Source organism: Arthrobacter sp. StoSoilA2, assembly GCF_019977195.1.
GTDB lineage: Bacteria > Actinomycetota > Actinomycetes > Actinomycetales > Micrococcaceae > Arthrobacter.
Window position 1 is genome coordinate 3,650,516 of record NZ_AP024643.1, and the last position, 25,894, is coordinate 3,676,409.

Below are 25,894 nucleotides of genomic sequence, written 5' to 3' on the forward strand. Positions count from 1 at the left end.
CAACGACGAAATAGCGGGCTCGCAACGTCTATGGCACAGTCTCGATTCCCACCCCGGCAGCGTCCCTGAACCGCGCGTTGATCAGGACCACGTCCCGTCCCGCCCGGTCCAGGAGGCTGGCTGCGACACTCGCCCGGTATCCCGTGGCACAGTGCACCCAGATCCTGGCGTCCGGCACCTCAGTGGTCCTGCTGATCAACTCGTAAACCGGAATGTTCAGCGCACCCTTGACATGCGACGCCGCGAATTCATCAGGGCGGCGAACATCCAGGACCACGTCCTCCGGTGCCCTGTCCTTGGCGAGACCGGCCCAGTCCGAGTGCGGATACGACGCCCGTGGATGCCCGGGCGCCAGCGCACCAATGTTCAGAGGCGTGGCGCCAGGCCCGACGGCGGCATCCGGACCATCGATGCCAATTCTCGCCAAATCGCGGATCGCCTTCTCCACCTCATCCAACGGGCCCAGCAAGGTAAGGGGTTGATTCCACGGGATCACCCACCCGAGGTAGCTGGTGAAGTTGTCGCCGCGCCCGTATTCGAAGCTCACGCTGCCTTGGAGATGGCTGTCCGCGAAGGCCACTCTGTGCCGCAGATCCACCACCCACTCCCCTGACTCCAGGCGCCGGCCCAGCTCTGCGGCGTCCACGGAATCAGGCACGTGCAAGTTCGCTGCACCGGGGCCTGCGGCGTTGAGGGGGCTCATGTGCGCGTAGTAGGCCGGATAGGCTGTGATGTTCTCCAGCAATTCGGCCACAAAATGGTCCTCGTCCTGATCAGTCAGGGCATGGTTGGCGGCGGCTTGTTCGCCAATGGTTGAGGCCTTGACCTTGCTGGAGGGCCCCACGGAGCAGAAGGATCCGAAGCCGTGTGTTGGATACAAGGCGGCGTCCCGTGATGCCGAGGAAACAAGACGCCGGACCGAAGAGTACTGATCGTGGGCCAACTTTGCTGTGTCATCGGGCGAGACCAGGTCCGTTCTCCCGACTGAACCGTAGAGCAAGCTGCCGCCGGAAAACACAGCCTCAGTGCCGCCGTCGTGCGTGTCATCCCGCACCACGTACGAGAGGTGCGTGTGCGTGTGTCCGGGCGTTGCGAGCACCTTCACGAGTAGGTGCCCCACACTGATGACTTGACCGTCGGTGACCGGGACGCGATCAAACCCAACGTGGTCGGCGGCGTTGACGAGGTACTGGGCTCCATGTTTTTCAGCCAAAACCAGGCCGCCGGTGACGTAATCGTTGTGGAGATGGGTTTCGGCCACATGCGTGATCCGGACGCCAGCGGCACGCGCGGCTTCTTCAACGCGGTCGGTGTCCCGCTGCGGGTCAATGACCAGAGCAACTTTGCCGTCATGCACCAGGTAACTGCGGTCCCCCAATGCCGTGGTTTCGATGACTACGACGTCCATACCTCAGGTTAAAGCAACGCGGGGTCACTTACAGCCCATCCGAAGACCCGGAATGGGCTGTAAGTGACCCCGCGTTGGTTTAGACCTGTGCGGAGACCCCGTCGCGGGAGATGTTGACCATGTCCTCGCGCGGCACAACCTTGATGCGCTCACGGGTGACCTCAACACCGTGGGAGCCGCCGGCCTCAGTGGCTGCTGCGCCGAGCGCGAGCTCGTGGGCGTCCAGAGCCAGCCAGCCTTCCCAGCTGGTGAACTGCACGCCGCGGGCGTCAAGCAAATCCACGACGGCGTCTGCCGCAGGAACCTCGGCGAACGGCAGGTTTTCGCGGTCCTCCAAGAGGTACGTCACCGTTTCCAGGGCATCACCCTTGGTGTGGCCGATGAGGCCCACCGGACCACGCTTGATCCAACCGGTCGCGTAGAGGCCCGGCACGTGCTGACCGTCGGCGTCAAGGACGCGGCCGCCGTCGTTGGTCACGACGCCCTTCTTGTGGTCGAACTCGACGTCCGGCAGGGCCGAACCGAAGTAGCCGATGGCGCGGTACACGGCCTGGACCGGGTAGTCGACGAACTCGCCGGTGCCGCGGGCGTTGCCCGTGCCGTCCAGCTCGGTGCGCTCGAACTTGATGCCGGCAACCTTGCCCGGGGTTTCCGGGGAGTCCACGATCTCGACCGGGCTGTGCAGGAAGTGCAGGTGCAGGCGGCGGGAGGCCTTGAGCTCGGAGAGGTCTTCAGGCTGCTCGGCGATCCAGTTGGTGAGGGTGCCAACCATGGTCTTGGTCTGGTTGTTCGTCTGGACCTGGCGGTCGGACTCTTCGTCGAATTCGAAGTCCTCGGCGTAGAGGATGATGTCTACGTCCTTGGAGTGCGAGAGTTCGCGGAGTTCCAGCGGGGTGAACTTCACCTGCGCCGGGCCGCGGCGGCCGAAGACGTGGACGTCTGTGACCGGGGAATTCTTCAGGCCGGCGTAGACGTTGTCCGGGATTTCGGTGACCAGCAGGTCATCGGCGTGCTTGGAGAGGACACGGGCCACGTCAAGGGCCACGTTTCCGTTGCCGAGGACAGCAATTTCCTTGGCGTCCAGCGGCCATTCGCGGGGAACGTCCGGGTGGCCGTCGTACCAGGAGACGAAGTCGGCGCCGCCGAAGGAACCCTCAAGCTCGATGCCCGGGATGTTCAGGTCCGCGTCCTTGATGGCGCCCGTGGCGAAGATAACGGCGTCGTAGTGCTTGCGCAGGTCCTCGATGGAGATGTCCGTGCCGTAGTCAACGTTGCCGAAGAAGCGGATGTCGCCGCGGTCCAGAACCTTGTGCAGGGCGTTGACGATGCCCTTGATGCGGGGGTGGTCCGGAGCGACGCCGTAGCGGATCAGGCCATAGGGTGCCGGGTAGCGGTCAAAGAGGTCGATGCTGACGTTGAGTTCGCCACTCTTGACGGCCTCGCTCTTGGTCAGGATGTCTGCTGCGTACACGCCGGCAGGGCCGGAGCCGATGACGGCGACGCGAAGCGGACGGTCCGCAGAACCTACGGGGGTGCTAATTGACACGGCTGTGTTCCTTCTTCTTCTCAGTTGGTGCGGACGCGGGGTCGGTTGGGAGTAATCGTGCTGTAATCAGCGGTCTTGAAATGCTGTGGGGCGAAGGGGCTGACACGGACAACATCGCCGATCACGATCACCGCGGGATTGGCCACGCCGACGGCCTCAGCCTGGTCCGCGATGGATCCCAACGTGCCGATAGTGACGCGCTGATCCGGCAAATACCCGTTCTCAACGATACCTACTGGAGTGTCCAAAGGCAGACCCGAGCCAGCCAGGGCAGCCGCGGACTCGCGCAATTGCGCCACTCCCATGAGCAAAACCACAGTGTGGTCCGGCCGTGCAGGGACTTCGGAAAGTTCTTCGTGGCCGGTTACGACGCTGAAACCCTTGGCCAGGCCGCGATGCGTGACGGGAATACCAGCGGCGGCAGGAACCGAAATCGCCGACGTCACGCCGGACACCACTTCAACCTCGAGGCCGTTCTGCCGGCAGAACTCTGCTTCCTCGCCACCGCGACCCAGGACATAGGGGTCGCCACCTTTGAGGCGGACCACGCGGTTGCCCTTGAGGGCTTCGTCCACGAGGATACGGTTGATCTCAAGCTGCGGCACCGGGTGATGGCCCGGCGTCTTGCCGACCTCGATCACGCGGACGTCCGGAGCCAATTCCTTGAGCAGCTCACGCGGGCCAAGACGGTCTGCAACCACGACGTCGGCCTGGCCGAGCAAGCGTCGACCGCGGACGGTGATGAGTCCCGAGTCGCCAGGGCCGCCGCCAACGAGTGCTACAGAACCAGCAGGCGCTTTGCCAGCGGCGTCCGGCTTGCGGTGACGACGCAGCGGCAGGTCGCCGGTTTCCAAGGCAGTGGCAACAGCATCGCGGAGCGCCATGGCGCGGCGTGGGTCTCCCCCGGCATTGATGGCGATCTTGACGTCATCCACCACGGCCACCGCGGGCGTCCAGGCAGCTGATGATTCGTGGTCCGAGGCGTTGACGCACCAGATGCGCTGCGCTTCGGCATCGGCTGCTACCTGGGTGTCCACAGCGGCAGTGCCCGTGGCGGTTTGAACGAACCATACGCCGTCGAGGTCCGACATGCGGTACTCGCGCGGCTCCCAGATGAGGAGTCCTGCGTTGGCGAGGCCGCGGAGGTTTTCGGAGGCAACGGGAGCGACCACGGTAACTTTCGCACCGGCGTCGAGCAGTCCCTTGGCACGGCGCTCCGCGACGGGCCCGCCGCCCACAACCAGCACCGGGCGGCCAAGCAGCCGCAGTGCCGTGGGGTAAATGTCCTGTATTGCCATAAAAAAACTGTAGGGCGGGCCCGTAATATGCTTCAAAGGCTCGGAAACAACCGGTAACGCTGGGTAATCCAGCGTCACATACGCTTCATCCCTTGTTTCCTTGGGCAAACGTCCGGAAACCACTACCTCTAGAAAACAGACCAGCCCGTGCGCGTCGTGAATTCGTCCAAGGCTGCAACCCCTGCCACCGAGTTGCCGGACCGCCCCAGGCCCGGGCTCCACACACTGATGGCGCATTTATTGGGCACCACTGCCACGATTCCTCCCCCGACACCGCTCTTCCCCGGAAGCCCAACGCGATAAGCGAATTCGCCGGCGGCGTCGTAGGTCCCGCAGGTGAGCATGACTGCATTGATCCGCTTGGTCTGCGCTGGGGACAGCAATCGTGTGCCGTCAGCTCCAACACCGTTGGCGGCCAGGAACCGGGTTGCGAGCGCCAGGTCTTCGCAGGTCATGGCCAGGGCACACTGCTCCACATAGGACTCGAGGACGGCTTCCACGGGGTTCTCCAGGTTGCCGCAGCTGGCAAGGAAGTGGGCCAGTGAAGCGTTGCGGTGGCTGTTGCGGAGTTCCGACGCCGCTACGTAGTGGTCCGCGTCCACGGTGGAGTTGCCGGTTTCGCGGCGCATCAGGTCACGGACAGCCAGGGCAGCGCTTCCCGTGACGCTGAGGAGCCGGTCACTGACGACGATCGCGCCGGCGTTGATGAAGGGGTTCCGGGGAATCCCTTCCTCGCTCTCCAACTGGATCAACGAGTTGAACGGGTTGCCCGAAGGTTCACGGAAGACGCGCTTCCAGATGCCGTCGCCGTCGAAGGCCAACACCAGGGCGAGGGCGAACACCTTGGAAATGCTTTGGATGGAGAAGGGCACATGCGCGTCCCCTGAAGAGTAGACGTCACCGTCCCGGGTTGCGATGGAGATGCCGAACTGGTGGGGGTCTACTGCTCCCAGTTGCGGAATGTAGTCGGCAACGTTGCCTTGCCCGACGTGCGGCTGTACTGCCCCGACGATGTCGTCGAGGAGATTCTGGATGTCCAAGGTTCTAGCTCCTGGCCTCTGCGTAGGTCCAAAGTCGTATCTGGAGATGGGCAAGCAATCGTTCGTCCGCGGACTGCAGGTCCAGGCCGGCCTCTTCGCAGGCGCGTCGGAGCCGGTAGTGGACGGTGTTGCGGTGGATGGCCAGTTCCTCCGCGCAGCGGTTCACATCGCCAAAGAATTCGAGGTATGTGAGCAGTGTCAGAGCGAACTCCGGGTATCGGTCGCAGAGCTTCGCTATGCCTTGGTGCCGCAGCCCCTTCCGGGTTTCCAGCAGATCCAGCAACTCGTTGGTGAGGACCGTGGTTTCCACATCCCGGTAGGAAGCAACACGGATGGACGGGGTGCTCTGCAACACCTTGAGGACGCTGCGGACGTGGTCAAGCGTGGCGTACAGGGCGTCCAGCCGCGGAACAATCGGGCCCACGGCGGCCTGGACCTGGAAGTGCAGGTGGGTGGTGGCGTCACGCACAATCGTGTTGACCAGCCGGTTGATGGCGGGCAAAGACTTCACCGGGTCCAGATCCGGCAGGATGATCGCCGTTTCCGTGCCCAGTGCTCCCACCACTGCTCCCGGCCGGTACGCCGCCGCGTGGATGGATGCGAGGTTGGAGAGTTCACCCCTTCGGAGTTGTTGCCCCGGGGCGCTCTGGTCCAGTCCGCCCGCCGAAATCAGCACCAAGGCAGCCGGTTTGGAGGGGTCTATTCCCGCCGACTGGGCCTGCGAGTGAACCTGTGCCGTTCCGCTGAGCAGGCTGGACACCCTGTCTTCGCGCATCGACTGGGATTGCTGGTTCCGGTGGCGCACCAGTTCAATCGCGGCATGCCGGGCAGCACCGATCATCAGCCTGTCAGTGTTCGGAGCCAACGGCTCGGCACCTTCCTGCAGCCAGATGTAGCCCATCACCCGGCTTCCCGCATGGATGCCAATGGCCACGCGTTCCCGAAGGCCGGCATCAGGGTTGGCCTCCACATGGACGGGTTCTTCCGTGGCCTGAAGGTGCTTGTAGACGCCTGACTCCTTGAGGAGTTTCTGGTACCGCTCCGGCCCGCGCCGCGCAAGGATGGACAGGCGGCGGAGCTCATCAACGTCGTTGGATGCCGGCGAGTAGGCGAGGACCCTGTTTCCCGGATCCTCGATGACTACGTGGCCGTTGGTCAGGGTTGCGGTTGTTTGGGCGATGGCGAACAAGTCCCTGTGCACGGTGGTGGGGTTCTCCCCGGACACACCGCGTTCCCGGATACGGTCCACAGCGACGCTTTCAAACTTGTCCCAGCGGAGGCCGGGAGCTACGGCTACCAATCCAATGCCGGTGGATTGCAGCAGTTCCGCCACGGCTTCGAGTTCACGTTCGTTTCCCTTGACGGCGACGGCCGTGGGCCTGCCGCTGATGATCCTCCGGATTGCCGGCAGCGCCACACGTCCACGGGCACCGATGAGCATCACCAAGGACCCGGGACGGGTGGCATCCTCGTCTTCTGCATCCACAATGACCGTTTCACGAACTGTCAGGTTGTCCGCGTCCGGGGCAAGCAATAACCGTGCGTTGTCCACGCCCAGGTCTTCAAGTACATCGCTCAGCAAGGTGACGACTCCGTCGTCGTCAATGTCCAGGGCCTTCAACGAAGCTATCGCTTCCTCTCGTATTCAATTCGGGTCAACCGGACATCCTTCGCCATTGAAGAAGTCCTGCCCATGCTCCTGCGCAATCGCGCACAGCCAGAAACATTACCGGGCCTTCAGGACACCAGTGTTGTCCAGCTGGCACAAGAGCCGGGGCCCGAATTTGGTTCGCCAGCCAATTTGCGCGATTCCCCTGAGATCTAGAGTTATTTACTGTCCCCAACGCCACAAACACTGTGTGTTCTGCCTGTGCACTCAGCAGGTTTGTGCCGTTCGGAACTGTTGAGCTGCCGACGGCGGCGCCGGAGTCAAAGGAGACCCCCAGTGATACCCACGTCAGTTTCAGCGCATTCTGCTGCGCCCGACCGGTCCGACGAGGCCGGCACCCTGTTTGTTGCCCAGGAGCCAGGCCAGGACTTCTCAACGGAAGAATCGGGCTACCGGAAGACCCTCAAGCCCCGCCAGATCCAAATGATTGCCATAGGCGGCGCGATCGGCACGGGGCTTTTCATGGGAGCCGGAGGCCGCCTCAATGGTTCAGGCCCGGCCTTGATCCTGGTGTATGCGGTGTGCGGATTCTTTGCCTTCCTCATCCTGCGCGCCTTGGGCGAGCTGGTTCTCTACCGCCCGGCCTCAGGCTCGTTCGTTTCCTATGCCCGTGAGTTTTACGGCGAGAAAATGGCCTACACGGCTGGTTGGCTGTACTTCCTGAACTGGGCCATGACCTCCATTGTGGATGTGACCGCGGTGGCCCTGTACGTGAAGTTTTGGGGCCAGTTCTGGCAGCCGATCAACGACGTCCCGCAGTGGCTCATCGCCCTCATCGCACTGGTTGTAGTGCTGGCCTTGAATCTCGTGTCGGTGAAGATCTTCGGTGAGATGGAGTTCTGGTTCGCCCTCATCAAGGTTGGTGCGCTGGTAGCCTTCCTCGTCGTCGGAATCTGCTTCATTGTCCTTGGTGGCAGGACGGACGTGGGCGTTCCCGGCCTGAACGTCATTGCGGACAACGGGGGCCTCTTTCCCATGGGCGCGGTGGCGCCACTCCTGGCAATCAGCGGCGTCGTCTTCGCGTACGCAGCTGTTGAGTTGGTGGGAACGGCCGCCGGCGAAACCGCCAACCCGCACAAGGTCATGCCCAAAGCCGTCAATACGGTGGTTCTCCGTATCGGCATTTTCTACGTCGGCTCCGTCCTGTTGCTCTCCCTTCTGCTGCCTTTCACGTCCTACAAGTCCGGTGAGTCGCCGTTCGTGACCTTCTTCTCCCACCTTGGCGATCCCCAGGCCGGCGCGGTCTCGGCCTCCGTGATGAACTTCGTGGTTCTGACCGCCGCTCTCTCTAGCCTCAACGCTGGCCTGTACTCCACCGGCCGGATCCTGCGTTCCATGGCAATCAAGGGCTCAGCGCCGCGCTTCACCGCCCGCATCAGCGCTTCCGGCGTCCCTTACGGCGGCATCCTGCTGACTGCTGTCATCACCTTGATGGGCGTGGGCTTGAATGCGATCGTTCCGTCGCAGGTCTTTGAAATCGTGCTCGAGGTCTCTGCGCTGGGCATCATCGGCGGTTGGGCCACCATCATGCTCTGCCACATCAAGCTGCAGGCCTGGGTGCGGAGCGGCAAAGTCATTAGGCCCGCATTCCGGCTGTTCGGCGCCCCCTTTACCTCCTATCTCACCCTCGGATTCCTGGCCTTTGTCCTGATCACCATGGGCTTCTCGGAAACAGGCCGTTGGGTGCTCGGTTCCCTGCTGGTGCTGGCGCCGCTGCTGGTGGGTGGCTGGTACGCCCACAGGGGCCGAATCCGTAATGAACAGTCCGCTTTGAACCCGCCCTCAGTTTGAAAGAGAACACACGTCACATGAGCACCCTCTCCCCCCTTCCAAAAATTGGCACGCCCAGCCGCGCCTGGCGGTCGCGCGCCGATGCCTGGGAGTTCCTGGGATATGCCATCAAGCAGCTCGCCTTGGACCCTTACGCAGGATCCTCCGACTCAGGTTTGCACTCCCAGATCAGCCGGACCTTTGCGCTCCTGGAAGCCGTGGAGCCCTACTGGGCAGAGCCGGGCGTTGCCGCTGTGGGCCAGTTGCGCCAACTGGTGAACGACGGCGACCCCCACGCCGCGCTGGAACTTCTGGGCGGTTTGGCGCATCTGCCGTTGGCTTCCGGAGCGGAGCAAGGTTCATCGTCCGGGCTTGTCCAGGAGTCGCTGGAGGACGAGGTTGCACCAGCCGAGCAGGCTGAACGACCCCGTTTTGAGGTCCTGATGGTGGACAACATCACGGCCCAGGAAGCGGAGGCATTGAAGGGCAGCATGGCAGCCCAGCGACGCCCTTCCGATGCCTTCACGTACGAAATCAATGTGGTTCCCAGCTACGAAGACGCGTTGGTGGCGGTCCTGCTTAACCCCGATATCCAAGCCGTGATCCTGCGTCCGGGCTTTTCCGTTCGCAGCTCCCGGCAGCTCGGCAGCGACCTCCGCCGGTTCCTGGCCGGGCACACTCCCGAAGGCCTGCAGGCCTTGCGACCCGTCAAACGGATCCTGGGCCTGGCCGAGGAAATATCCGGTCTCAGGCCTGAGCTGGACGTCTACCTCGTTGCAGGCGTCTCCATCGAGTCCCTGGCCGGATCACTGACCAGGAAGTTCCGAAGGATTTTCCGCAGGCAGGATCACTTGGACCTGCACTTGTCCCTGTTGTCCGGGGTTGCAGAACGATACGAAGCTCCGTTCTTCACAGCCCTGCAGGATTACAGCCGACGGCCTGCAAGCGTCTTCCACGCGCTGCCCATTTCGCGTGGCGGATCCGTAGGGAACTCCCCTTGGATCCGGGACATGGCCGATTTCTACGGGACAAACCTGCTTTTGGCGGAGACTTCGGCAACGTCCGGCGGCCTCGATTCACTTTTGGACCCGCATGGATCCATCAAGCAGGCGCAGGACCTCGCCGCCCGGGCCTTCGGAGCGCAGAGAACCTACTTCGTTACCAACGGCACGTCCACGGCCAACAAGATCGTTCATCAGTCTCTGCTGGCTCCTGGTGACGTTGTGTTGGTTGATCGAAACTGCCACAAGTCCCACCACTACGCCTTCGTGCTCGCCGGTGCCCGCGTTTCATATCTGGATGCCTACCCCTTGGACAAATACGCCTTCTATGGTGCTGTGCCCTTGGCCAGTTTGAAGCGCAGGCTGCTTGAGTACCGGCGGGCCGGACGATTGCATGAAGTCAAAATGGTCACGCTCACCAACTGCACCTTTGACGGAATCGTCTACGACGTCGAGCGTGTCATGGAGGAATGCCTGGCCATCAAACCCGACCTTGTTTTCCTCTGGGACGAGGCATGGTTTGCTTTCGCCCGCTCCCACCCCATCTACCGGCGTCGAACGGCAATGGCTTCAGCAGCCGCACTGGAAGCCTCCTTCAGCAACCCTGCCTACGCGGCCCGGTACGCCGGGCAAGCAGCGGCCCTGCATGACCCCGTCACCGGTGAGCCCGTTGATGATGAGGCCTGGCTGAACACGCGGCTGATTCCCAACCCTGAGAAGGCACGCATCAGGGTATACGCCACCCAGTCCACGCATAAGACGTTGACGTCCTTGCGCCAAGGTTCGATGATCCATGTGTACGACCAGGACTTCATGGCCTCCAACCAGGAGTCCTTCCGCGAGGCGTACATGACCCACACCTCCACCTCGCCCAACTACCAAATCCTGGCGTCCCTGGACATTGGCCGTCGGCAGGTGGAGCTGGAAGGTTTTGGTTTGGTCCAGAAGCAATCCGACCTCGCCGTTTCCGTCGCGCAAGCCGTTGCACGGCATCCCCTGCTGAAGAAATACTTCCGGGTGCTGACCTCGCGGGATCTTATCGAGCCTCAATACCGGGAAACCAGCGCCGCCATGCCGCTGCGGGAGGGATTGGCGGAACTCGAGGACGCCTGGCAGCGCGATGAGTTCGTCATTGATCCCAGCCGCCTCACGCTGGACATCAGCAGGACAGGCATCGACGGCGACACGTTCCGCCACAGCTACCTCATGGACGATCACGGAATCCAGGTGAACAAGACGTCCCGGAACACTGTGCTGTTCATGACCAACATCGGCACCTCGCGGAGTTCCGTGGCGTACTTGATCGAGGTGCTGGTCAAACTCGCCGAGGGTTTCGAAAGCCCGCATCCCTCAGCGCGACCCCGAACAGTGCCTGTGCTTTCGCCTGCATCGCCGCAGGGCGGAGCATCAGGGGTGGTTGGGCAGACACCACCGCTCCCGGACTTCAGCACGTTTGCCGCACGGTTCCGTGTGGACGATGCCTGCGAAGACGGGGATATCCGCGCAGCCTACTTCGAAAGCTACAAGCCAGAATCCACGGCATACTTGTCCGCCGATGAGCTTGCCCTTGCAGTGCGTGCCGGGCAGGAAGTTATTTCCGCCGGCTTCGTCACGCCGTACCCGCCCGGCTTTCCCATCCTTGTCCCGGGCCAGGTCATCACGCGGCAGACGTTGGAGTTCATGGCTGCTTTGGACACGCGGGAGATCCACGGCTTCGACCACGAACGTGGTTACCGGGTTTTCGTGGACGGGCCTGCAGTTTCGAATGCTGGCGTTTCGGACACTGCTGTGGAAGCGGCGGGCATCGGGCGGCTGCCCGCCGCTTCGTAGGCTTAACTCAGGCGTTTTGCCGGGACTCAGGCGTTTGTCGGGCCCAGCCAAAAGCAGGTGCGATGTACTTCGCGACGTTCCCCAGGAGCTTCGCGTTGTACTCCACCCCAAGTTGGTTGGGCACCGTCAGCAGGACGGTATCGGCAGCCTGGACGGCTGCATCGGCTGCGAGTTCTTCTGCCAACTCGTCCGGCTCGCCGATGTAGCTCTTCCCGAAACGGGACAACGCGCCGTCGAGAATTCCAACCTGGTCCTGCCGGTCCGCTTGGGCGCGAAGGCCGAAGTAGCGGTTGTCCACCTCATCGACGATCGGCAGGATGCTGCGGCTGACGGAAACGCGGGGCTCGAAGTCGTGCCCGGCAGCTGTCCAGGCTTCGCGGAACAGGTGGATCTGCTCGGCCTGCAATTGGTCGAAAGGGACGCCGGTATCTTCGGTCAGGAGCGTGGAACTCATGAGGTTCATGCCTTGCTCGGCGGCCCAGACTGCCGTCTTGCGGGTACCGGCACCCCACCAGATCCGCTGTGGAAGTCCTGGAGAAAGCGGTTGGATGGGCAGAAGTCCAGTGGCTCCGCCTGCGTAGTGGGGATCAGCCTGGGCTACCCCGTGCCCGGCTATGGCCTTGCGGAACAGCGCGGTGTGGCGCCGCGCCATGTCGCCCGCGTCCTCGCCCTCGTTCGGAACATAGCCAAAGTTGGCGGCTCCGTTCAGGGCAGGCTCGGGTGAACCACGGCTTACTCCGAGCTGAAGCCGGCTATCGCTGATCAGGTCCGTGGCCGCAGCCTCCTCCGCCATGTACAGCGGGTTTTCATAGCGCATGTCGATCACGCCGGTGCCCATCTCGATCGTGCTGGTCCGGGCCGCGATCGCGGCGAGCAGCGGGAATGGGGACGCTTGCTGCCGGGCAAAGTGGTGCACACGGAAGAACGCCCCATCGATCCCCAGTTCCTCTGCGGCCACCGCCAGTTCGATGCCCTGCTTGATTGCTTCACCGGCCGATGGCACCAGTGAACCAGGGACGCGTGCCCAATGGCCGAAGGAAAGGAAGCCGATGCGTTTGTTGTGCATGTCCGGGACAACTCGTGAGGCGGCCCAGGAATTCCTCGCGAAGGAACTTATCCGGCGCGTCGGTAGTGCATGGCGACCGCGCCGTTGCTCAGCGGCTCGGCAGAGATCAGTTCGAGGCGTCTGGTGCTGGGCAGTCCGCCTTGGTACAGGGTTGGGCCGTGCCCGGTGATCATGGGGTGGATGAGGAATTTGTACTCGTCGATCAGGTCCAGCCGGTCCAGCTCGGTGGCAAGTTTGCCACTGCCCACAAGCACGCCGCGGGGAGTCCGGTCCTTGAGTTCCTGCACCGCCGTTCGCAGCTCGCCGACAACGTGGTGGCTGTTGGTCCACGGAAAGTCGCTACGGGTCGCCGAAACCACGTATTTGGGCTTGGTCTCCAGTGCGAGGGCCCAGTCGCGCAGGGCAGGCGGCGCATCGACGTCGCCACGGGCCACCAGCGGCCAGTACGCCTCCATCATTTCGTACGTGGTGCGGCCCCAGAGCATCGCGCCGCTCTGCTCCAGGAGCCGGGTGTAATGGGCATGCGTCTCGTCGTCGGCGATGCCCTCCCGGTGGTCGACGCAACCATCCAAAGTGACGTTGATGCTGAACGTTAGAAGGCCCATTCGCCGATTCTAGCCAGCCAAAGCAACGCGGGGTCAGTTACGGCCCATGTTTAGCTTCAACATGGGCTGTATCTGACCCCGCGTTGCTTTAAGAACGGGACCCTAGCGGCTGCTGCCCGCCAGCAAACCACGACGCTGGAGGAGGCGCTTTTCGATCGGGCCGAAGACGAGGAGCTCGATCAGGATGCCCACAGCCAGGATCAACAGGATGGCGGACATGACCACGGCCATGTCGGACAGTGCACGTCCTTGGTCAAGCAGCGAGCCCAAACCGAAGCCGATAGTGCCACCGACAGCGATGATTTCCGCGGCCATCAAGGAACGCCAGGAGAAAGCCCAACCCTGCTTCAGCCCGCCGATGTAGCCGGGCAGTGCTGCGGGAAGGACGATCTGCAGGGCCATCTGCAGCCGGTTCGCGCCGAGCACAGTTCCCACGCTGCGGTATTGCGGCGGGATCTGGTCCACACCGGAGATGAGGCCGTTGATGATCGACGGGATCGCACCCATGAGGACCACGAAGTAGACGGTGGCATCGGTCAGGCCGAACCAGATGATCGCGGCCGGCACCCAAGCCACGGACGGCAGGACCTGAAGCCCGGAAATCAGCGGCCCAAACGCGCGGCGGAGCGGAGCAACCTGAGCCAGCAACAGGCCCACAGGGGTAGCAACCACCACCGAAATCAGGAAGCCGATCAAGCCGCGCTGCAAGGAGGTCCACACCGATTCCTGAACCCTGCCTTCACCCCAGAGCGTCACCAGCTGGTTGAGCACATCAAGGGGCCCGGGAACCTGGTCACGTCGCTTAAGGCCGAGGGAGACGTAGAACTGCCAGGCGAGGACGAGGACTACCAGGGCTGCGATCGGCAGCAGTACGCGCTTCCATTCGATGCCGGCCTTACGTCCGGTATCGGACTGGAGGTTGTCCAGGCCCGCTTCGAGGTCGCGCAGTTCGGAGGGGTTGCCCTTCAAGGACGGCGACGTAATATGCTCGCTGGATTCGCTCACGGGCAGGGTCCGCTCCTGGGTAGTGGTGGGATTACTTGGCATGGCGGCGGATCTCCTCGCGTAGCCGGCGGGTAATGACTCCGGTCAGCTCCCCGGCACGACCAGCATCGGTTCGGTGTTCCTCGGTCACATCCCATTCGGCGACAACACGGCCGGGACGCGAGGACAAAAGCAGCACGCGCTGGCCCAACCGGACAGCCTCGCGAACGTTGTGCGTCACGAACACGATGGTGCGGCCGGTTTCCTTCCAGATCCGCTCGAGTTCATCGTGCAAGAGGTCGCGGGTAATCGCGTCAAGGGCCGCGAAGGGCTCGTCCATCAACAACAGCTGCCGGTCCTGTGCCAAGGAACGTGCAAGGGCAACGCGTTGCCGCATGCCACCGGACAGTTCATGCGGACGCTTGTCGCCGGCGCCGCCGAGGTGGACAAGCTCCAGCAGTTCGGTTGCCCGTTCCCGGCGGCTGGCCTTGGTGCTGGACTTGTCAGCCAGCTGAAGTGCCAGCTCGATGTTGCCTCGCGCCGTCAACCACGGGAACAGTGCCGAGTCCTGGAACATGAACGCCGCGCCGTCGCTGGGCACTTCAAGGGCGCCCGACGTCGGATGCTCAAGTCCCGCCATGATGTTCAGTAGCGTGGACTTGCCGCAGCCGGACGCACCGAGGAGGGCAACGAACTCGCCCTGCGCGATCGTGGCGTTGACGTCGTCCAGCACCGGGGCGCCATCGCCGAAGCGCTTGCCCAGGTTCTCGAGTACGACTGGCATGGTCCCGTCCTTCGTGTTGATTGGTGGAGCTGATATGGCTGAAGGCCGGCCCGCTCCCCCACCCGTATTCCGGAGGGGAAGCGGACCAGCCGGTTGGTGCTTAGTCCTGGCCGAGCCCTGCAGCGGACGTCTTCTTGCCCTCTACTTCGTTCAATGCCCGGAGGTCGAAGATGCCGTTGATGTCGGCGGCTTTGGTGGTGCCGGCGTCCACACCGTCCTGGAGGAGTTTCTTGTACGTTCCCGCGAGCGGGTCAGTGGTGAAGGTGATGTTCTTCAGTGCGCGGTCGATCACGTTGGCGGGGAGCGGCTTGCCGGCCGTGTCCTTCAGGACAGCGTTGATGGTGCTGGCCTTCTCTTCTGGCGTTGCGGAGTTCAGCCAGTTCACGGATTCAACATGGCCCTTGAGCAGTGCCTTCACGGTTTCCGGGTGCTCAGCGGCGAACTTCTTGTTCACGATCAGGATGGTGGTGGTGAATTCGCCCTTGTCCCACAGGTCTTTCTCGTCTACGAGGACTTTCGCGCCCGCTTCCAGGACCAAACGGGAGGCCCACGGCTCAGGCAACCACGCGCCGTCGAGCTTTCCGTCCTGGAAGAGCTTCAGGGTCTGGGCGTTTTCGGTCGGGTTGATGTTGACGTCGCCGCTGCCGTCCGGGTTGGTCTTGTAGCCCTGGTGGCCCAACCATGCGCGGAGGGCTACGTCCTGCGTCCCGCCAAGCTGCGGAGAGGCGAGGACTTTGCCCTTGAGGTCAGCCGCGGAGTTGATTTCGGGCTTGACCACCAGCTGGGCTCCGCCTGCTGCGGCGCCGGCGATGATGCTGACGGACTCGCCGTTGCTCTTGACGAACGAGTTGATGGCCGGGTTGGGGCCGATGTATGCGGCGTCGATGGCGCCGGCGTTCAAGGCTTCGATCGCGGCAGGGCCGGCGTTGAAGATCTGGGTGCTCAGCTTGGTATCGCCGAGGTCCTTGGCGATGATGCCTTTGCTGATGCCAACCAGGGCCGGGCCGTGGGTGACGTTGCTGAAGTAGCCGAGCTTGAGCTCGGCAGCCGGGGACGTCGTAGGAGCCGGGGCGGCCTGGTTGTTCTGGGAGACGACGGAGGCCACTGCGGCGCCTGCACCGATCAGCAGGGCCAGGCCGACGGCCAGTCCGATCTCAAGGCCGCGGCGGCGCTTGGGCTTGTTGGTCTCACCAGCGACGATGCGGGTGGTGCCGGAATCGGGCTTCTGTGACTCGGGGGTGTTTGCCATGGGGAGGTCCTAAGGAGATGTGGGATGCGAAAAGGGGCGAAGATCAGGCCCCTTAACATCGCCCGTTCGGGGCAAGGAAGGACCATTCCGGAAAGGTCATAAGTTCACAGTAGGGACTGTCATATTTCCGCTTCAATCCCATGGAAACCAACGTTCACGCAGGGTCACGTGACGTCATATTCGCCGCCAGGCCTTCAATGTTGCGTGGGGTTGTGCGGCACTTGGGTTCACCCAAGGTCACTTGACGTCATGTTTGCTGCCAGCTCTGCGATGTCCTGCGGCGTCGTGCGGCAGCAGCCACCGATCAGCCGGGCTCCACGCTCGCGCCAGTCAGCGGCGTTCCCGGCGAGGGTAGTCGTGCCGTGGCCACCCGCGGAAGGGCCCCACGTCTTGGTGACGGCGTCGTACGTCTCCCCCGAGTTCGGGTACGCGACCAACGGTTTGTCCGATACTTCGTTCAGCGTCCCCAGCGCAGACGTCACCAGTTCCAGCGGCACACAGTTAACCCCGACGGCGGCTACCCGCGGTTCCGTGCGGAGCAGCGCAGCCACGTCCGCCAGCGGCGTTCCATCACTGATGTGCTCCGCATCCCGCAGGGTGAACGTAAACCAGGATTCGACGTCGAACTCCGCCACGAGCGCCAACAGCGCCTCCGCTTCGGCGAACGACGGCAGGGTCTCGCACGCCAGGAAGTCCGCCCCGGCATCCACAAGGGCGGCGATGCGCGGGCGGTGGAAATCCATGAACTCCGCACCGCTCAGGGTGTAGTCGCCCCGGTATTCCGAGCCGTCAGCCAGATAGGCGCCGTAGGGACCTACGGATCCGGCCACCAGAAGAGGGCCGCTGGAAGGGTTCGCCGCAGCGTGCTCGCGGCGGGCCTCGTCGGCCAGTCGGACGCTCCGGGCCACCAACTCCAGCGATTCCTCCACGGATAGCCCGCGACGCGCAAACCCCTGGGGAGTTGCCTGGTAGCTCGCTGTGATCGCCACGGAGGCACCGGCGTCGAAATAGTCCCGGTGGACCTGCTTGATCAGGTGTGGCTGTTCCAGCAGGACCTTGGCCGACCATAGGGCATCCTCAAGATCACAGCCGTGGGCCTCCAATTCGGTGGCAAGGGCCCCATCCAGGACGAGGTCCTGGCCGGCGTCCAACAGGGTGCTGAGTGCTGTGTTCTGTGGCATGTAGTGATCTTCCTGCTTAATCGCTCAATGAAAAAACCGCAGCTTGTTCGAGGTCCCCCGCCGTACAAGGCCGGGATTTTCGAACAAGCTGCGGTCTATCTGACTCTTCGACCTTAGATGACGTAGCGCTCGTCTTCGTGATCGCCAGGGTGGTCCTTGACCAGGCCGGCGGCAAGGGTGTTGCCGTCGATGGGGTCGATCACCAGGAACGCGCCTGTACGGCGGTGGTGCAGGTAGTTCTCCAGCGGCAACGGAGCAGCCAGGCGAAGCTGGGCGTGTCCGATGTCGTTGAGCTCAAGGCTCGAGGCAGGCTCCACGTTGAAAGTTGCCAGGTCCAGCTTGCCGGTGACGTTGCGAACCAGGGCCTGGACCGTGCGCGTACCGTGCTTCACCAGGACCTTCTGGCCTTCACGCAGGGGCTTGGGCGAGAGCCAGCACAGCGAGGCGTACAGGTCAGCCGTGCTTTCGCGGACCGTGCCTGCGGCAGCGATGGTGTCGCCACGGGCGATGTCGATCTCGTCAGCCAAACGAACGGCAACGGACTGCGGAGCAGCCGCTTCCTGAAGTTCCTTGCCGGCGAAGTCGATGCCGGTAATCCGGGTGATACGCGGCTCGTGGCCCGGGCTCAACACGGTGACTTCGTCGCCAACCTTGACGGAGCCCTCGGTGATCTGGCCTGCGTAGGCACGGTAATCGCGGTATGCCTCCACATCGAGCCCAGCCGCCACGGCGTCCGGTGCCAAGGCGCCCTGCGGACGGATGACCAGCTGCACCGGGAAGCGGAAGCTCTCCAGTTCGGCTTCCAGCTCGTCAGCGGCCGGCAGCGTTTCAAGGACCTCAAGCAGTGCAGGACCGGTGTACCAAGGGGTGCGGTCCGAGCGGTCCACGACGTTGTCGCCGTCGAGCGCCGAAACCGGAACCACCAGCAGGTCCGCCACGCCGTCGGAACCAAGTCCCAGCTCGCGGGCAACCTTCTGCACGTCAGTTTCGATGTCGCGGAACACCTGTTCGCTGAAGTCAACGAGGTCGATCTTGTTCACCGCCACAATGACGTGGGCAACCCGGAGCAACTGCAGCACGGACAGGTGGCGGCGGGTCTGCTCAAGGACACCCTTGCGTGCGTCGATCAGCACGACGACGGCATCCGCAGTGGACGCGCCAGTCACCGTGTTCTTGGTGTACTGAACGTGGCCGGGGCAGTCCGCCAGGATGAAGCTGCGGCGGTCGGTGGCGAAGTAGCGGTATGCGACGTCGATCGTGATGCCCTGCTCGCGCTCGGCACGGAGGCCGTCGGTCAGGAGGGCGAGGTCGATCCCGCCCTTGTCCCCACCGAAGCCGCGGTCCGCAGAGGTGCGGGCAACGGCGTCGAGCGTGTCAGCAAGAATCGCCTTCGAATCGTGAAGGAGGCGGCCCACCAAAGTGGACTTGCCGTCGTCCACCGATCCGGCCGTTGCGAAGCGGAAGAGAGTAGACGGGAGCGGCGCGGACTCAAGCCCGCCATCCAGGAATACGGTATCGGTGCTCATTTAGAAGTAGCCGTCCTTCTTGCGGTCTTCCATGGCTGCCTCGGAGATGCGGTCATCTGCTCGGGTGGCGCCACGTTCGGTCAGGGTGGAGGCAGCGACTTCAACAACGACGTCGGCCACGGTGCGTGCGTCGGATTCGACGGCACCGGTGCAGGACATGTCGCCCACCGTGCGGTAGCGAACCAGCTTGGTGATGACTTCCTCGTGCGGCAACGGCTCGGAAACCTCGCCTACCGCACGCCACATGCCGTCGCGGGCAAACACCTCGCGCTCGTGGGCGTAGTACAGGCTGGGGAGCTCAATGTTCTCGCGCTCGATGTAGCGCCAGATGTCCAGCTCGGTCCAGTTGCTGATGGGGAACGCGCGGACGTGCTGGCCCACGGTGTGGCGGCCGTTGTACAGGTTCCACAGCTCGGGGCGCTGGTTGCGCGGGTCCCACTGGCCGAACTCATCGCGGAGGCTCAGGATGCGCTCCTTGGCGCGGGCCTTGTCCTCATCACGGCGGCCGCCGCCGAACACGGCGTCGAACTTGTTGCGCTGGATGGCATCCAGCAGCGGAACGGTCTGCAACGGGTTGCGGGTACCGTCGGCACGCTCGGCCAGTTCGCCACGGTCAATGAACTCCTGGACCGAACCAACAACCAGCTTCAAGCCAAGACGCTCAACGGTGCGATCACGGAAGTCGATGACCTCCGGGAAGTTGTGGCCGGTGTCCACGTGCAGGACCGGGAAAGGAACCTTGCCCGGCCAGAAAGCCTTGGTGGCCAGGTGCAGCATGACCACGGAATCCTTGCCGCCGGAGAACAGCAGCGCAGGCTTCTCGAACTCAGCAACAACTTCACGGATGATGTGAATGGCCTCGGACTCAAGGGTGTCCAGGCTGGAGAGGCGCGTAGAGACAGCGGCTTCAGTCACCAGGGTGGACTCCTCAGTTGTGTATGTGCTCATGTGTGTAGTCCGCATTCTGTCTTGTCGGATCCTGCCCAGCGGCCGGCGCGGGGATCTTCACCCGGGGCCACCTTGCGGGTGCAGGGCTGGCAGCCGATGGACGGGTAGCCCTGGCTCAGGAGGGGGTTGACGGGAAGGATGTTGTCCTCGGAGTACTCGACCAGCTGGTCGAAGGTCCAGTCGACCATCGGGTTCACCTTGACCAGGCCAAAGCCCTCGTCCCAAGTGATCACCGGCGTGTTGGTGCGGGTGGGTCCTTCGTCGCGTCGCACACCGGTGAACCACACCTCGTAGCCGCCAAGTGAGCGGCGGAGCGGCTCTACCTTGCGCAGCGCGCAGCACTGGGCGGGGTCGCGGGCGAACAGGTCCTTGCCCAGCAAACGGTCCTGCTGTTCCACCGTGTTCTCCGGGAGGACGTCCACCACGTTGACGCGCAGGTTGGCGGCGACTTCGTCGCGGGTTTCGTACGTTTCCTTGAAGTGGTAGCCGGTCTCCAGGAACAAGACGTCGACGCCGGGAAGCTGGTCAGCGACCAAGGCCGGCAGTACGGCATCGGCCATGGAGCAGGCGACCGTCACTGCGGGCAGCTCGAAGTTCCGGGCCACCCAGGCGATGACATCGCGGGCGGGTGCGTTCCAACCGAGCTCTGCAGCTCCGGCCTCGGCCAGAGCCTTGAGTTCTTCATTGGAACGCTTGGTTGCAACTGTCACTGGAGGTCTCCTTCATCTGCGGAGAGTGCCCACTCCGCGAAGGTCTGGCCCTCGGCGCCAGTGGCGACGAACTTGCGGACCACACGCTCCACGTAGTCAGGCAGGTTTTCGACCGTGACCTTGAGGCCGCGGACGGTACGTCCCAAACCGGCTTCCTCACGCTCGTTGTTGGCCAGCCCGCCACCGAGGTGGACCTGGAAACCCGGGGTGGGGTCGCCGTCGGGCGTTGGCAGCATCATGCCCTTGAGCCCGATGTCCGCGGTTTGGATGCGGGCGCAGGAGTTGGGGCAGCCGTTGATGTGGAGGGACAGTGCCTGCGGCAGCTGCTTGGTCTCCACGAGGTCAGCCAGGCGGCGTTCCAGCTCGGCGATGGCCGTAGCCGCAGTGACCTTGGTTTCCACGATGGCCAGCTTGCAGAACTCGATGCCTGTGCAGGCGATGGTGCCGCGGCGGAACACGGACGGACGGGCGGAAAGGCCCAGGGTGTCCAGTTCAGCGATGAGCGGCTCCACCTGCTCCTTGGCAACGTCCAGGATGACGAGCTTCTGGTGGGGAGTAGTGCGCAGGCGGTAGCTGCCGTGCTGCTCCAGCGTGTCGGCGAGCTTGACCAGCGCCTCGCCGGACGTGCGGCCAACCGTGGGGGTCACGCCGATGAAGAACTTGCCGTCCTTCTGCTCGTGGACACCGATGTGGTCGCCGGGAGCCGTCGGCTTGGGAGCGGCGGGGCCGTCCGGAAGCTTGAAGCCAAGGTATTCGTCTTCAAGGATCTGGCGGAACTTGGCCGGACCCCAGTCGTTCATCAGGAACTTCAGGCGGGCCTTGGTGCGCATGCGACGGTAGCCGTAGTCGCGGAAGATGCTGGTGACGCCCAGCCACACTTCAGCGGCGACGTCGGCCGAGACGAAAACACCGAGACGTTCGGCAAGGCGCGGGTTGGTGGACAAACCGCCGCCAACCCAGAGGTCGTAACCTGCGCCGAGCTCGGGGTGGACGACACCCACCAGGGCGAAGTCGTTGATCTCGTGCACTACGTCCTGGGACGGGTGGCCCGTGATGGCGGTCTTGTACTTACGAGGCAGGTTGGCCAGCTCCGGGTCGCCGATGAAACGCTCTGCGAGCTCGTGGATGAGCGGCGTGGGGTCGATGATCTCGTCCTTGGCGATGCCGGCAACCGGGGAGCCGAGGATGACGCGGGGAACGTCGCCGCAAGCCTCGGTGGTGGACAGGCCGATGGATTCGAGGCGGCGCCAGATTTCGGGCACGTCCTCCACGCGGATCCAGTGGAGCTGGATGTTCTGGCGGTCCGTGAGGTCAGCCGAGCCGCGGGCGAAGTCCACGGAGATCTGGCCGATAACGCGCAGCTGCTCGGTGGTCAGCGCACCGCCGTCGATGCGCACGCGCAGCATGAAGTACTTGTCTTCGAGCTCGTGCGGCTCAAGGGTTGCGGTCTTGCCGCCGTCGATCCCGGGCTTGCGCTGGGTGTAGAGGCCCCACCAGCGGAAACGGCCGTGAAGGTCGGTGCCGTCGATCGAGTCGAAGCCCTCTTTGGAATAGACAGACTCAATCCGCTCACGGACGTTCAGCCCGTTGTCTTCCTGCTTCCAGGTTTCGTTGGCGTTGAGCGGCGCAGTGCCATCAACCTTCCACTGGCCGTGGGGCTTGGCGGCAGGGCGGGTGCGTGCTGGGCGCGAGGGGACTGCGGAGTCCGCGGGCGCACCGGCTACAGCTGTATCTGTCATACGTCGACTTTAGGTCTGGCCAGTTTTCGTCAGCAAAGGTCCGGAAACGCTAAGTCACCTAGGGAAACATTTCGTCACGAACACGCCAGCGGCCTTGTCCCGGGAGCCCGTATATGCAGGTCCTTTTTGGGCTCCCTCCGCGCCAATAAAGGTTAGGACGCCCTTGCCAACACGGCGTCGTAACGCTCCAGTGCTATCTCCGCCAGAACCGGCGACGGCAGCAAAGGAGCCGTAACAATATCCGCCCCAGCCTTGGCCAGCTGGTCGTGGAAGTAGCCCGTTGCCAACAGGTAAGAGGCGACGAAAACCCTGCCGTTTGCCCCGTCTTCGGCGAGTTCGGCGCGCAAGGAGGCGACGCCGTCGGGCACTGTTGGCTGTGCACTGGCACCGTAGGCGACGCGAACCTTGTTCGGCAGCAGCTCAGCGAGTTGGCGCGCCTGCTCCTCCGAGTCCACCGAGCCGTCCGGAAGGGATGATCCTGCGGCAGCCAGCAGCACGCCGTCGTTCTCCTTCAGTCCGGCGGCGCGCAAGTGGGTGGCAAGCAGCTCCGCCAAGCGCGGGTCCGGACCCAGCGGCCTCGCGGCCACTACTTCCGGCCGGCTCTTGATCGCCTTGGGCACGTCCACCTTGATGTGGAAGCCGGTACTGAGCAAAAGCGGTACGACGACGGCGGCAGTCCCCTCGGGCAGACCCTCCACCACCCCGGACAACTCGGGTTCCTGCACGTCCACGTACGCCTCAAGGACCTGCAGGCCGGGGCGCAGGGCTTCGATTTCGGCCATGACGCGACGGATGGCGGCCTGGCCTTCGGCGTTGCGGGTTCCGTGGGCACAAGCGATCAAAACGGGGCTGTTCATGGGAGCTAGCGTAACGTTGAGCCAGCACCTACCGAGAGTCGCAGGCAGAAAGAACCCGTCCACTTGATTTCCATCGACATTGTCCTTCTGTGGCTTGACCTGGTCGGCGTGTTCTTCTTCGCGGTCTCGGGTTCGCTGCTGGCAGCCCGCAAACAATTCGACATCGTGGGTTCAGTGCTCCTCGCCTCCATCGTCTCGCTGGGTGGCGGTGCGATCCGCGACGTCGTCATCAACGCCGGACCACCTGTTGCTTTCACAAACCCGATCTACCTGATTCCGCCACTGCTCGCTGCGCTGCTGGTGTACTTCCTGTTCTCCTCAGTGCAGCGCTTCACCTCCCTGTTAACACTGTTCGACGCCGGCGGGCTGGCCCTTTTCTGCATCACCGGGACGTTGAAGGCACTCACATCCGGCATGAATCCAGTGGCTGCAATCCTTTTGGGCGTCACCACGGCAGTGGGCGGCGGTCTGCTGCGCGACATCACCGCCAACGAGATTCCAACTCTTTTTGATGCCCGCGACATCTACGCGCTACCCGCGTTTGTGGGGGCCGGATTGACCACCCTGCTCTGGCACCTTGGCCTGTTCAGCGGGCTCACCGCATGCCTGGTGGCCGGCATTGTTTTTGCCTTCCGCGTCACAGCCTGGAGGCGCAGTTGGTACGTGCCACTGGCCGTGCGCGGATGGCAGCGTGCGGGCACCGGGACGGGCGCAATTTCGGGTGCCCGCGATTAGCTAGGATAAGAGCATGACTGACATGTTCCTCGAGAAGTTCCGCGCGCTGGTCCCAAAGTATCTCGAGGATGAATGGCAGGAAGAAGACGGCCTCACACCAGAGGAATTGGACGAGGCCCTCGCCGATCACTCCTTTACGATCCCCCTGGCTCTGCGTGAGTTCTACCTTGCCCTCGGTGGTTGCGAGGACCTCATGGAGGCGTACCACTACTTCTGGGATCCCGAGGAACTCGAGGTGGATGACGAAGGCTTCCTCATGTTCCTGGAGGACGAAGAGGAACAATTCACCTGGGGCTTCCGCATCGCCGATGTCAGCATCCCGGACCCCATCGTCTGGCGCCGCAACAACGCCCGCGGCCAGTGGAAGAGCGAAGAAGGCACGTTCTCCGAATTCGTTTTCGACATGTTCGAGTGGGCGTTCAACGACGAAGACTAAGTTCTGACTGGCAGCCCCTGCGCTCCCCTTGATGGTGGCGCGGGGGCTGTTTTTATTTGGGCTGTCGATAGCCCTCCCTTGAGGTCTTGCTGTTAAACGGAATGGCCCCGGTCCGCTGCAACGTTACGAGTCATACGCTGCACCGAACCGGGACCACAATCTCCGTTCGCATCAGACCCACCGGAGGCATTTAGTGGATCCGTGAATAGCTTATGACAACTCTGTCACATACGCAACTTTTTGCGTCAAGGATTTTCCAACAACCATGATCTTATTTACGGAACCGTGGAGTTTTCCATATAGCTGCAAAACACAGCACATTAAGCAACGCGGGGTCACTTACGGCCCATCCCAAGGGGATTTATGGGCCGTAAGTGACCCCGCGTTGCGTTAATCGGAACGAGGAAGTTAGCTGCTCCGGTCCACCACTGCGTGCGCGAAGTTGGTCAGCGACGTCTTAACAACGCCCTCAGGCAGCGGCGCCAGAGCCGAAATGGCCTCCGAAGACCACTGGCGGGCGATCTTCCAGGATTCGGTGGTCACAGGGTGTTCGCGCAAACCAGCCACAGCATCGGCAAGGGCGGCGTCGGACGTCAAGTCGCCGTCCACCAACTCCAGCAGGGCAGCCGCTGAGGAATCCCCCGCTGCAGCATCCCGGCGGAGCAGGAGTACAGGCAAGGTGGGCACGCCTTCGCGGAGGTCGGTGCCCGGGGACTTGCCGGACTTGACCTTCACGCCGGTGACATCGATGACGTCGTCGGCAAGCTGGAAGGCCACGCCCACCTTCTCGCCGTACTCAACCAAGACGTCCTCGTATGTGGGATCGGCACCGGCGAAGATTGCGCCAAGTTGGCCGGAGGCTGCAACCAGGGAGCCGGTCTTGTCGGCGATGACGGAGAGGTAGTGCTCCACGGCGTCTTCGTCCTCGCGCGGGCCCACGGTTTCATGGAGCTGGCCGAGGCAAAGGCGTTCGAAGGTGCGGGCCTGGATGCCGAGGGCACGGGAGCCGAGCTCGGAGACGAGGATGGAGGCGCGGGCAAAGATGAGGTCGCCGGTGAGGATGGCCACCGAGTTGCCCCACACTTCATGGGCCGTCGGGGCGCCGCGGCGGAAGGGTGCGGAGTCCATGACGTCGTCGTGGTACAGGGTTGCAAGGTGCGTCAGTTCAACCACAACTGCCGCCTGGACCACCTCGGGACGGGACGCATCTCCCAGGTGTGCGCACAACAATGTGAGCAGCGGACGGATACGCTTGCCGCCGGCTTCCACCAGGTGGCGCGACGTTGCGTCAGCCAGGGGGTCCGAGTTGGAGATCGCTTCGCGCAGCTTCTTTTCCACGCGGGCCAGGTTGGTGGTGATGGCTGGGCCGAGTTCGGCGTCGCCGGCGATGGCGGCAAAACCGGCGGGCAGCTGGAGCCCTGTGGCGATGGCGGTGGTGTTGGGGGCAGGCTCAACAGTGTCCGGCAGGCCGTGCCCGGCATGCGTCCAGCTGTGTTCGGCAGAATTCGTCAC

Annotated in this window: 21 protein-coding genes; 4 read left to right on the forward strand and 17 right to left on the reverse strand. The window is 63.4% G+C overall.

The annotated features are described in order from the left end of the window. Window positions 1-28 precede the first annotated feature (28 nt). The 5 genes from LDN82_RS16625 to LDN82_RS16645 form a co-directional block, all read right to left on the reverse strand. A complete protein-coding gene (locus LDN82_RS16625; protein WP_224165073.1) occupies window positions 29-1,408 on the reverse strand; it encodes an MBL fold metallo-hydrolase in 1,380 nt (459 codons plus the stop codon). A 79-nt stretch (window positions 1,409-1,487) separates the two neighbouring features. Then, complete coding sequence (locus tag LDN82_RS16630) at window positions 1,488-2,954, reverse strand: FAD-dependent oxidoreductase (RefSeq protein ID WP_224165074.1); 1,467 nt, start codon at window positions 2,952-2,954, stop codon at window positions 1,488-1,490. A 20-nt stretch (window positions 2,955-2,974) separates the two neighbouring features. Then, on the reverse strand, window positions 2,975-4,252 hold the full coding sequence (cobA, locus tag LDN82_RS16635) for a uroporphyrinogen-III C-methyltransferase (RefSeq protein WP_224165075.1): 1,278 nt from the start codon (window positions 4,250-4,252) through the stop codon (window positions 2,975-2,977). A gap of 128 nt (window positions 4,253-4,380) precedes the next feature. After that, window positions 4,381-5,292, reverse strand: coding sequence for a glutaminase (locus tag LDN82_RS16640; protein ID WP_224165076.1), 912 nt, complete (start codon window positions 5,290-5,292; stop codon window positions 4,381-4,383). Between the two features lie 4 nt (window positions 5,293-5,296). After that, window positions 5,297-6,913, reverse strand: coding sequence for a helix-turn-helix domain-containing protein (locus LDN82_RS16645; RefSeq protein WP_224165077.1), 1,617 nt, complete (start codon window positions 6,911-6,913; stop codon window positions 5,297-5,299). Between the two features lie 387 nt (window positions 6,914-7,300). On the opposite strand from LDN82_RS16645, the gene LDN82_RS16650 reads away from it, so the two are divergent. Next, window positions 7,301-8,752: an amino acid permease gene (locus tag LDN82_RS16650; RefSeq protein ID WP_224167557.1), complete on the forward strand. Its 1,452-nt coding sequence runs from the start codon at window positions 7,301-7,303 to the stop codon at window positions 8,750-8,752. A 17-nt stretch (window positions 8,753-8,769) separates the two neighbouring features. After that, on the forward strand, window positions 8,770-11,562 hold the full coding sequence (locus LDN82_RS16655; protein ID WP_224165078.1) for an aminotransferase class I/II-fold pyridoxal phosphate-dependent enzyme: 2,793 nt from the start codon (window positions 8,770-8,772) through the stop codon (window positions 11,560-11,562). A gap of 7 nt (window positions 11,563-11,569) precedes the next feature. Here the strand turns inward: LDN82_RS16655 and LDN82_RS16660 are convergent, their stop codons facing one another. From LDN82_RS16660 to LDN82_RS16710, 11 genes are all read right to left on the reverse strand, one after another. Further along, window positions 11,570-12,628, reverse strand: a complete 1,059-nt coding sequence (locus LDN82_RS16660) for an LLM class flavin-dependent oxidoreductase (RefSeq protein WP_224165079.1) — start codon at window positions 12,626-12,628, stop codon at window positions 11,570-11,572. A gap of 47 nt (window positions 12,629-12,675) precedes the next feature. Then, window positions 12,676-13,233 carry a dihydrofolate reductase family protein gene (locus LDN82_RS16665; RefSeq protein WP_224165080.1) on the reverse strand — a complete coding sequence of 186 codons (558 nt, stop codon included), beginning with the start codon at window positions 13,231-13,233 and terminating at the stop codon, window positions 12,676-12,678. A 102-nt stretch (window positions 13,234-13,335) separates the two neighbouring features. Further along, complete coding sequence (locus tag LDN82_RS16670; RefSeq protein WP_224088454.1) at window positions 13,336-14,280, reverse strand: ABC transporter permease; 945 nt, start codon at window positions 14,278-14,280, stop codon at window positions 13,336-13,338. Beyond that, the gene (locus tag LDN82_RS16675) at window positions 14,270-15,001 is read right to left on the reverse strand and encodes an ABC transporter ATP-binding protein (RefSeq protein WP_224165081.1); all 732 of its coding nucleotides are present in this window, start codon (window positions 14,999-15,001) and stop codon (window positions 14,270-14,272) included. The genes LDN82_RS16670 and LDN82_RS16675 overlap by 11 nt, the downstream gene beginning before the upstream one ends. A 100-nt stretch (window positions 15,002-15,101) precedes the next feature. Continuing rightward, window positions 15,102-16,250 carry an ABC transporter substrate-binding protein gene (locus tag LDN82_RS16680; RefSeq protein ID WP_224165082.1) on the reverse strand — a complete coding sequence of 383 codons (1,149 nt, stop codon included), beginning with the start codon at window positions 16,248-16,250 and terminating at the stop codon, window positions 15,102-15,104. A gap of 227 nt (window positions 16,251-16,477) precedes the next feature. Beyond that, a complete protein-coding gene (gene mmuM, locus LDN82_RS16685) occupies window positions 16,478-17,431 on the reverse strand; it encodes a homocysteine S-methyltransferase (protein ID WP_224088458.1) in 954 nt (317 codons plus the stop codon). A 113-nt stretch (window positions 17,432-17,544) separates the two neighbouring features. Next, a complete protein-coding gene (locus LDN82_RS16690; RefSeq protein WP_224088460.1) occupies window positions 17,545-18,957 on the reverse strand; it encodes a GTP-binding protein in 1,413 nt (470 codons plus the stop codon). Continuing rightward, the gene (cysD, locus tag LDN82_RS16695) at window positions 18,958-19,905 is read right to left on the reverse strand and encodes a sulfate adenylyltransferase subunit CysD (RefSeq protein WP_224088462.1); all 948 of its coding nucleotides are present in this window, start codon (window positions 19,903-19,905) and stop codon (window positions 18,958-18,960) included. Then, a complete protein-coding gene (locus LDN82_RS16700; RefSeq protein ID WP_224088465.1) occupies window positions 19,902-20,615 on the reverse strand; it encodes a phosphoadenylyl-sulfate reductase in 714 nt (237 codons plus the stop codon). The genes cysD and LDN82_RS16700 overlap by 4 nt, the downstream gene beginning before the upstream one ends. After that, a complete protein-coding gene (locus tag LDN82_RS16705) occupies window positions 20,612-22,354 on the reverse strand; it encodes a nitrite/sulfite reductase (RefSeq protein ID WP_224088467.1) in 1,743 nt (580 codons plus the stop codon). Before LDN82_RS16705 ends, LDN82_RS16700 begins: the two co-directional genes overlap by 4 nt. A gap of 152 nt (window positions 22,355-22,506) precedes the next feature. Beyond that, window positions 22,507-23,211: a CbiX/SirB N-terminal domain-containing protein gene (locus LDN82_RS16710; RefSeq protein WP_224165083.1), complete on the reverse strand. Its 705-nt coding sequence runs from the start codon at window positions 23,209-23,211 to the stop codon at window positions 22,507-22,509. A 63-nt stretch (window positions 23,212-23,274) separates the two neighbouring features. Between LDN82_RS16710 and LDN82_RS16715 the strand changes: the two genes are divergently transcribed. Together LDN82_RS16715 and LDN82_RS16720 are read left to right on the forward strand one after the other, a co-directional pair. After that, entirely contained in the window at window positions 23,275-23,946 is a 672-nt protein-coding gene (locus LDN82_RS16715; protein WP_224165084.1) for a trimeric intracellular cation channel family protein, read from the forward strand. Window positions 23,947-23,959: 13 nt separating this feature from the next. After that, complete coding sequence (locus LDN82_RS16720) at window positions 23,960-24,382, forward strand: SMI1/KNR4 family protein (RefSeq protein WP_224088473.1); 423 nt, start codon at window positions 23,960-23,962, stop codon at window positions 24,380-24,382. A 408-nt stretch (window positions 24,383-24,790) separates the two neighbouring features. Here the strand turns inward: LDN82_RS16720 and LDN82_RS16725 are convergent, their stop codons facing one another. Beyond that, entirely contained in the window at window positions 24,791-25,894 is a 1,104-nt protein-coding gene (locus LDN82_RS16725; protein WP_224165085.1) for a polyprenyl synthetase family protein, read from the reverse strand.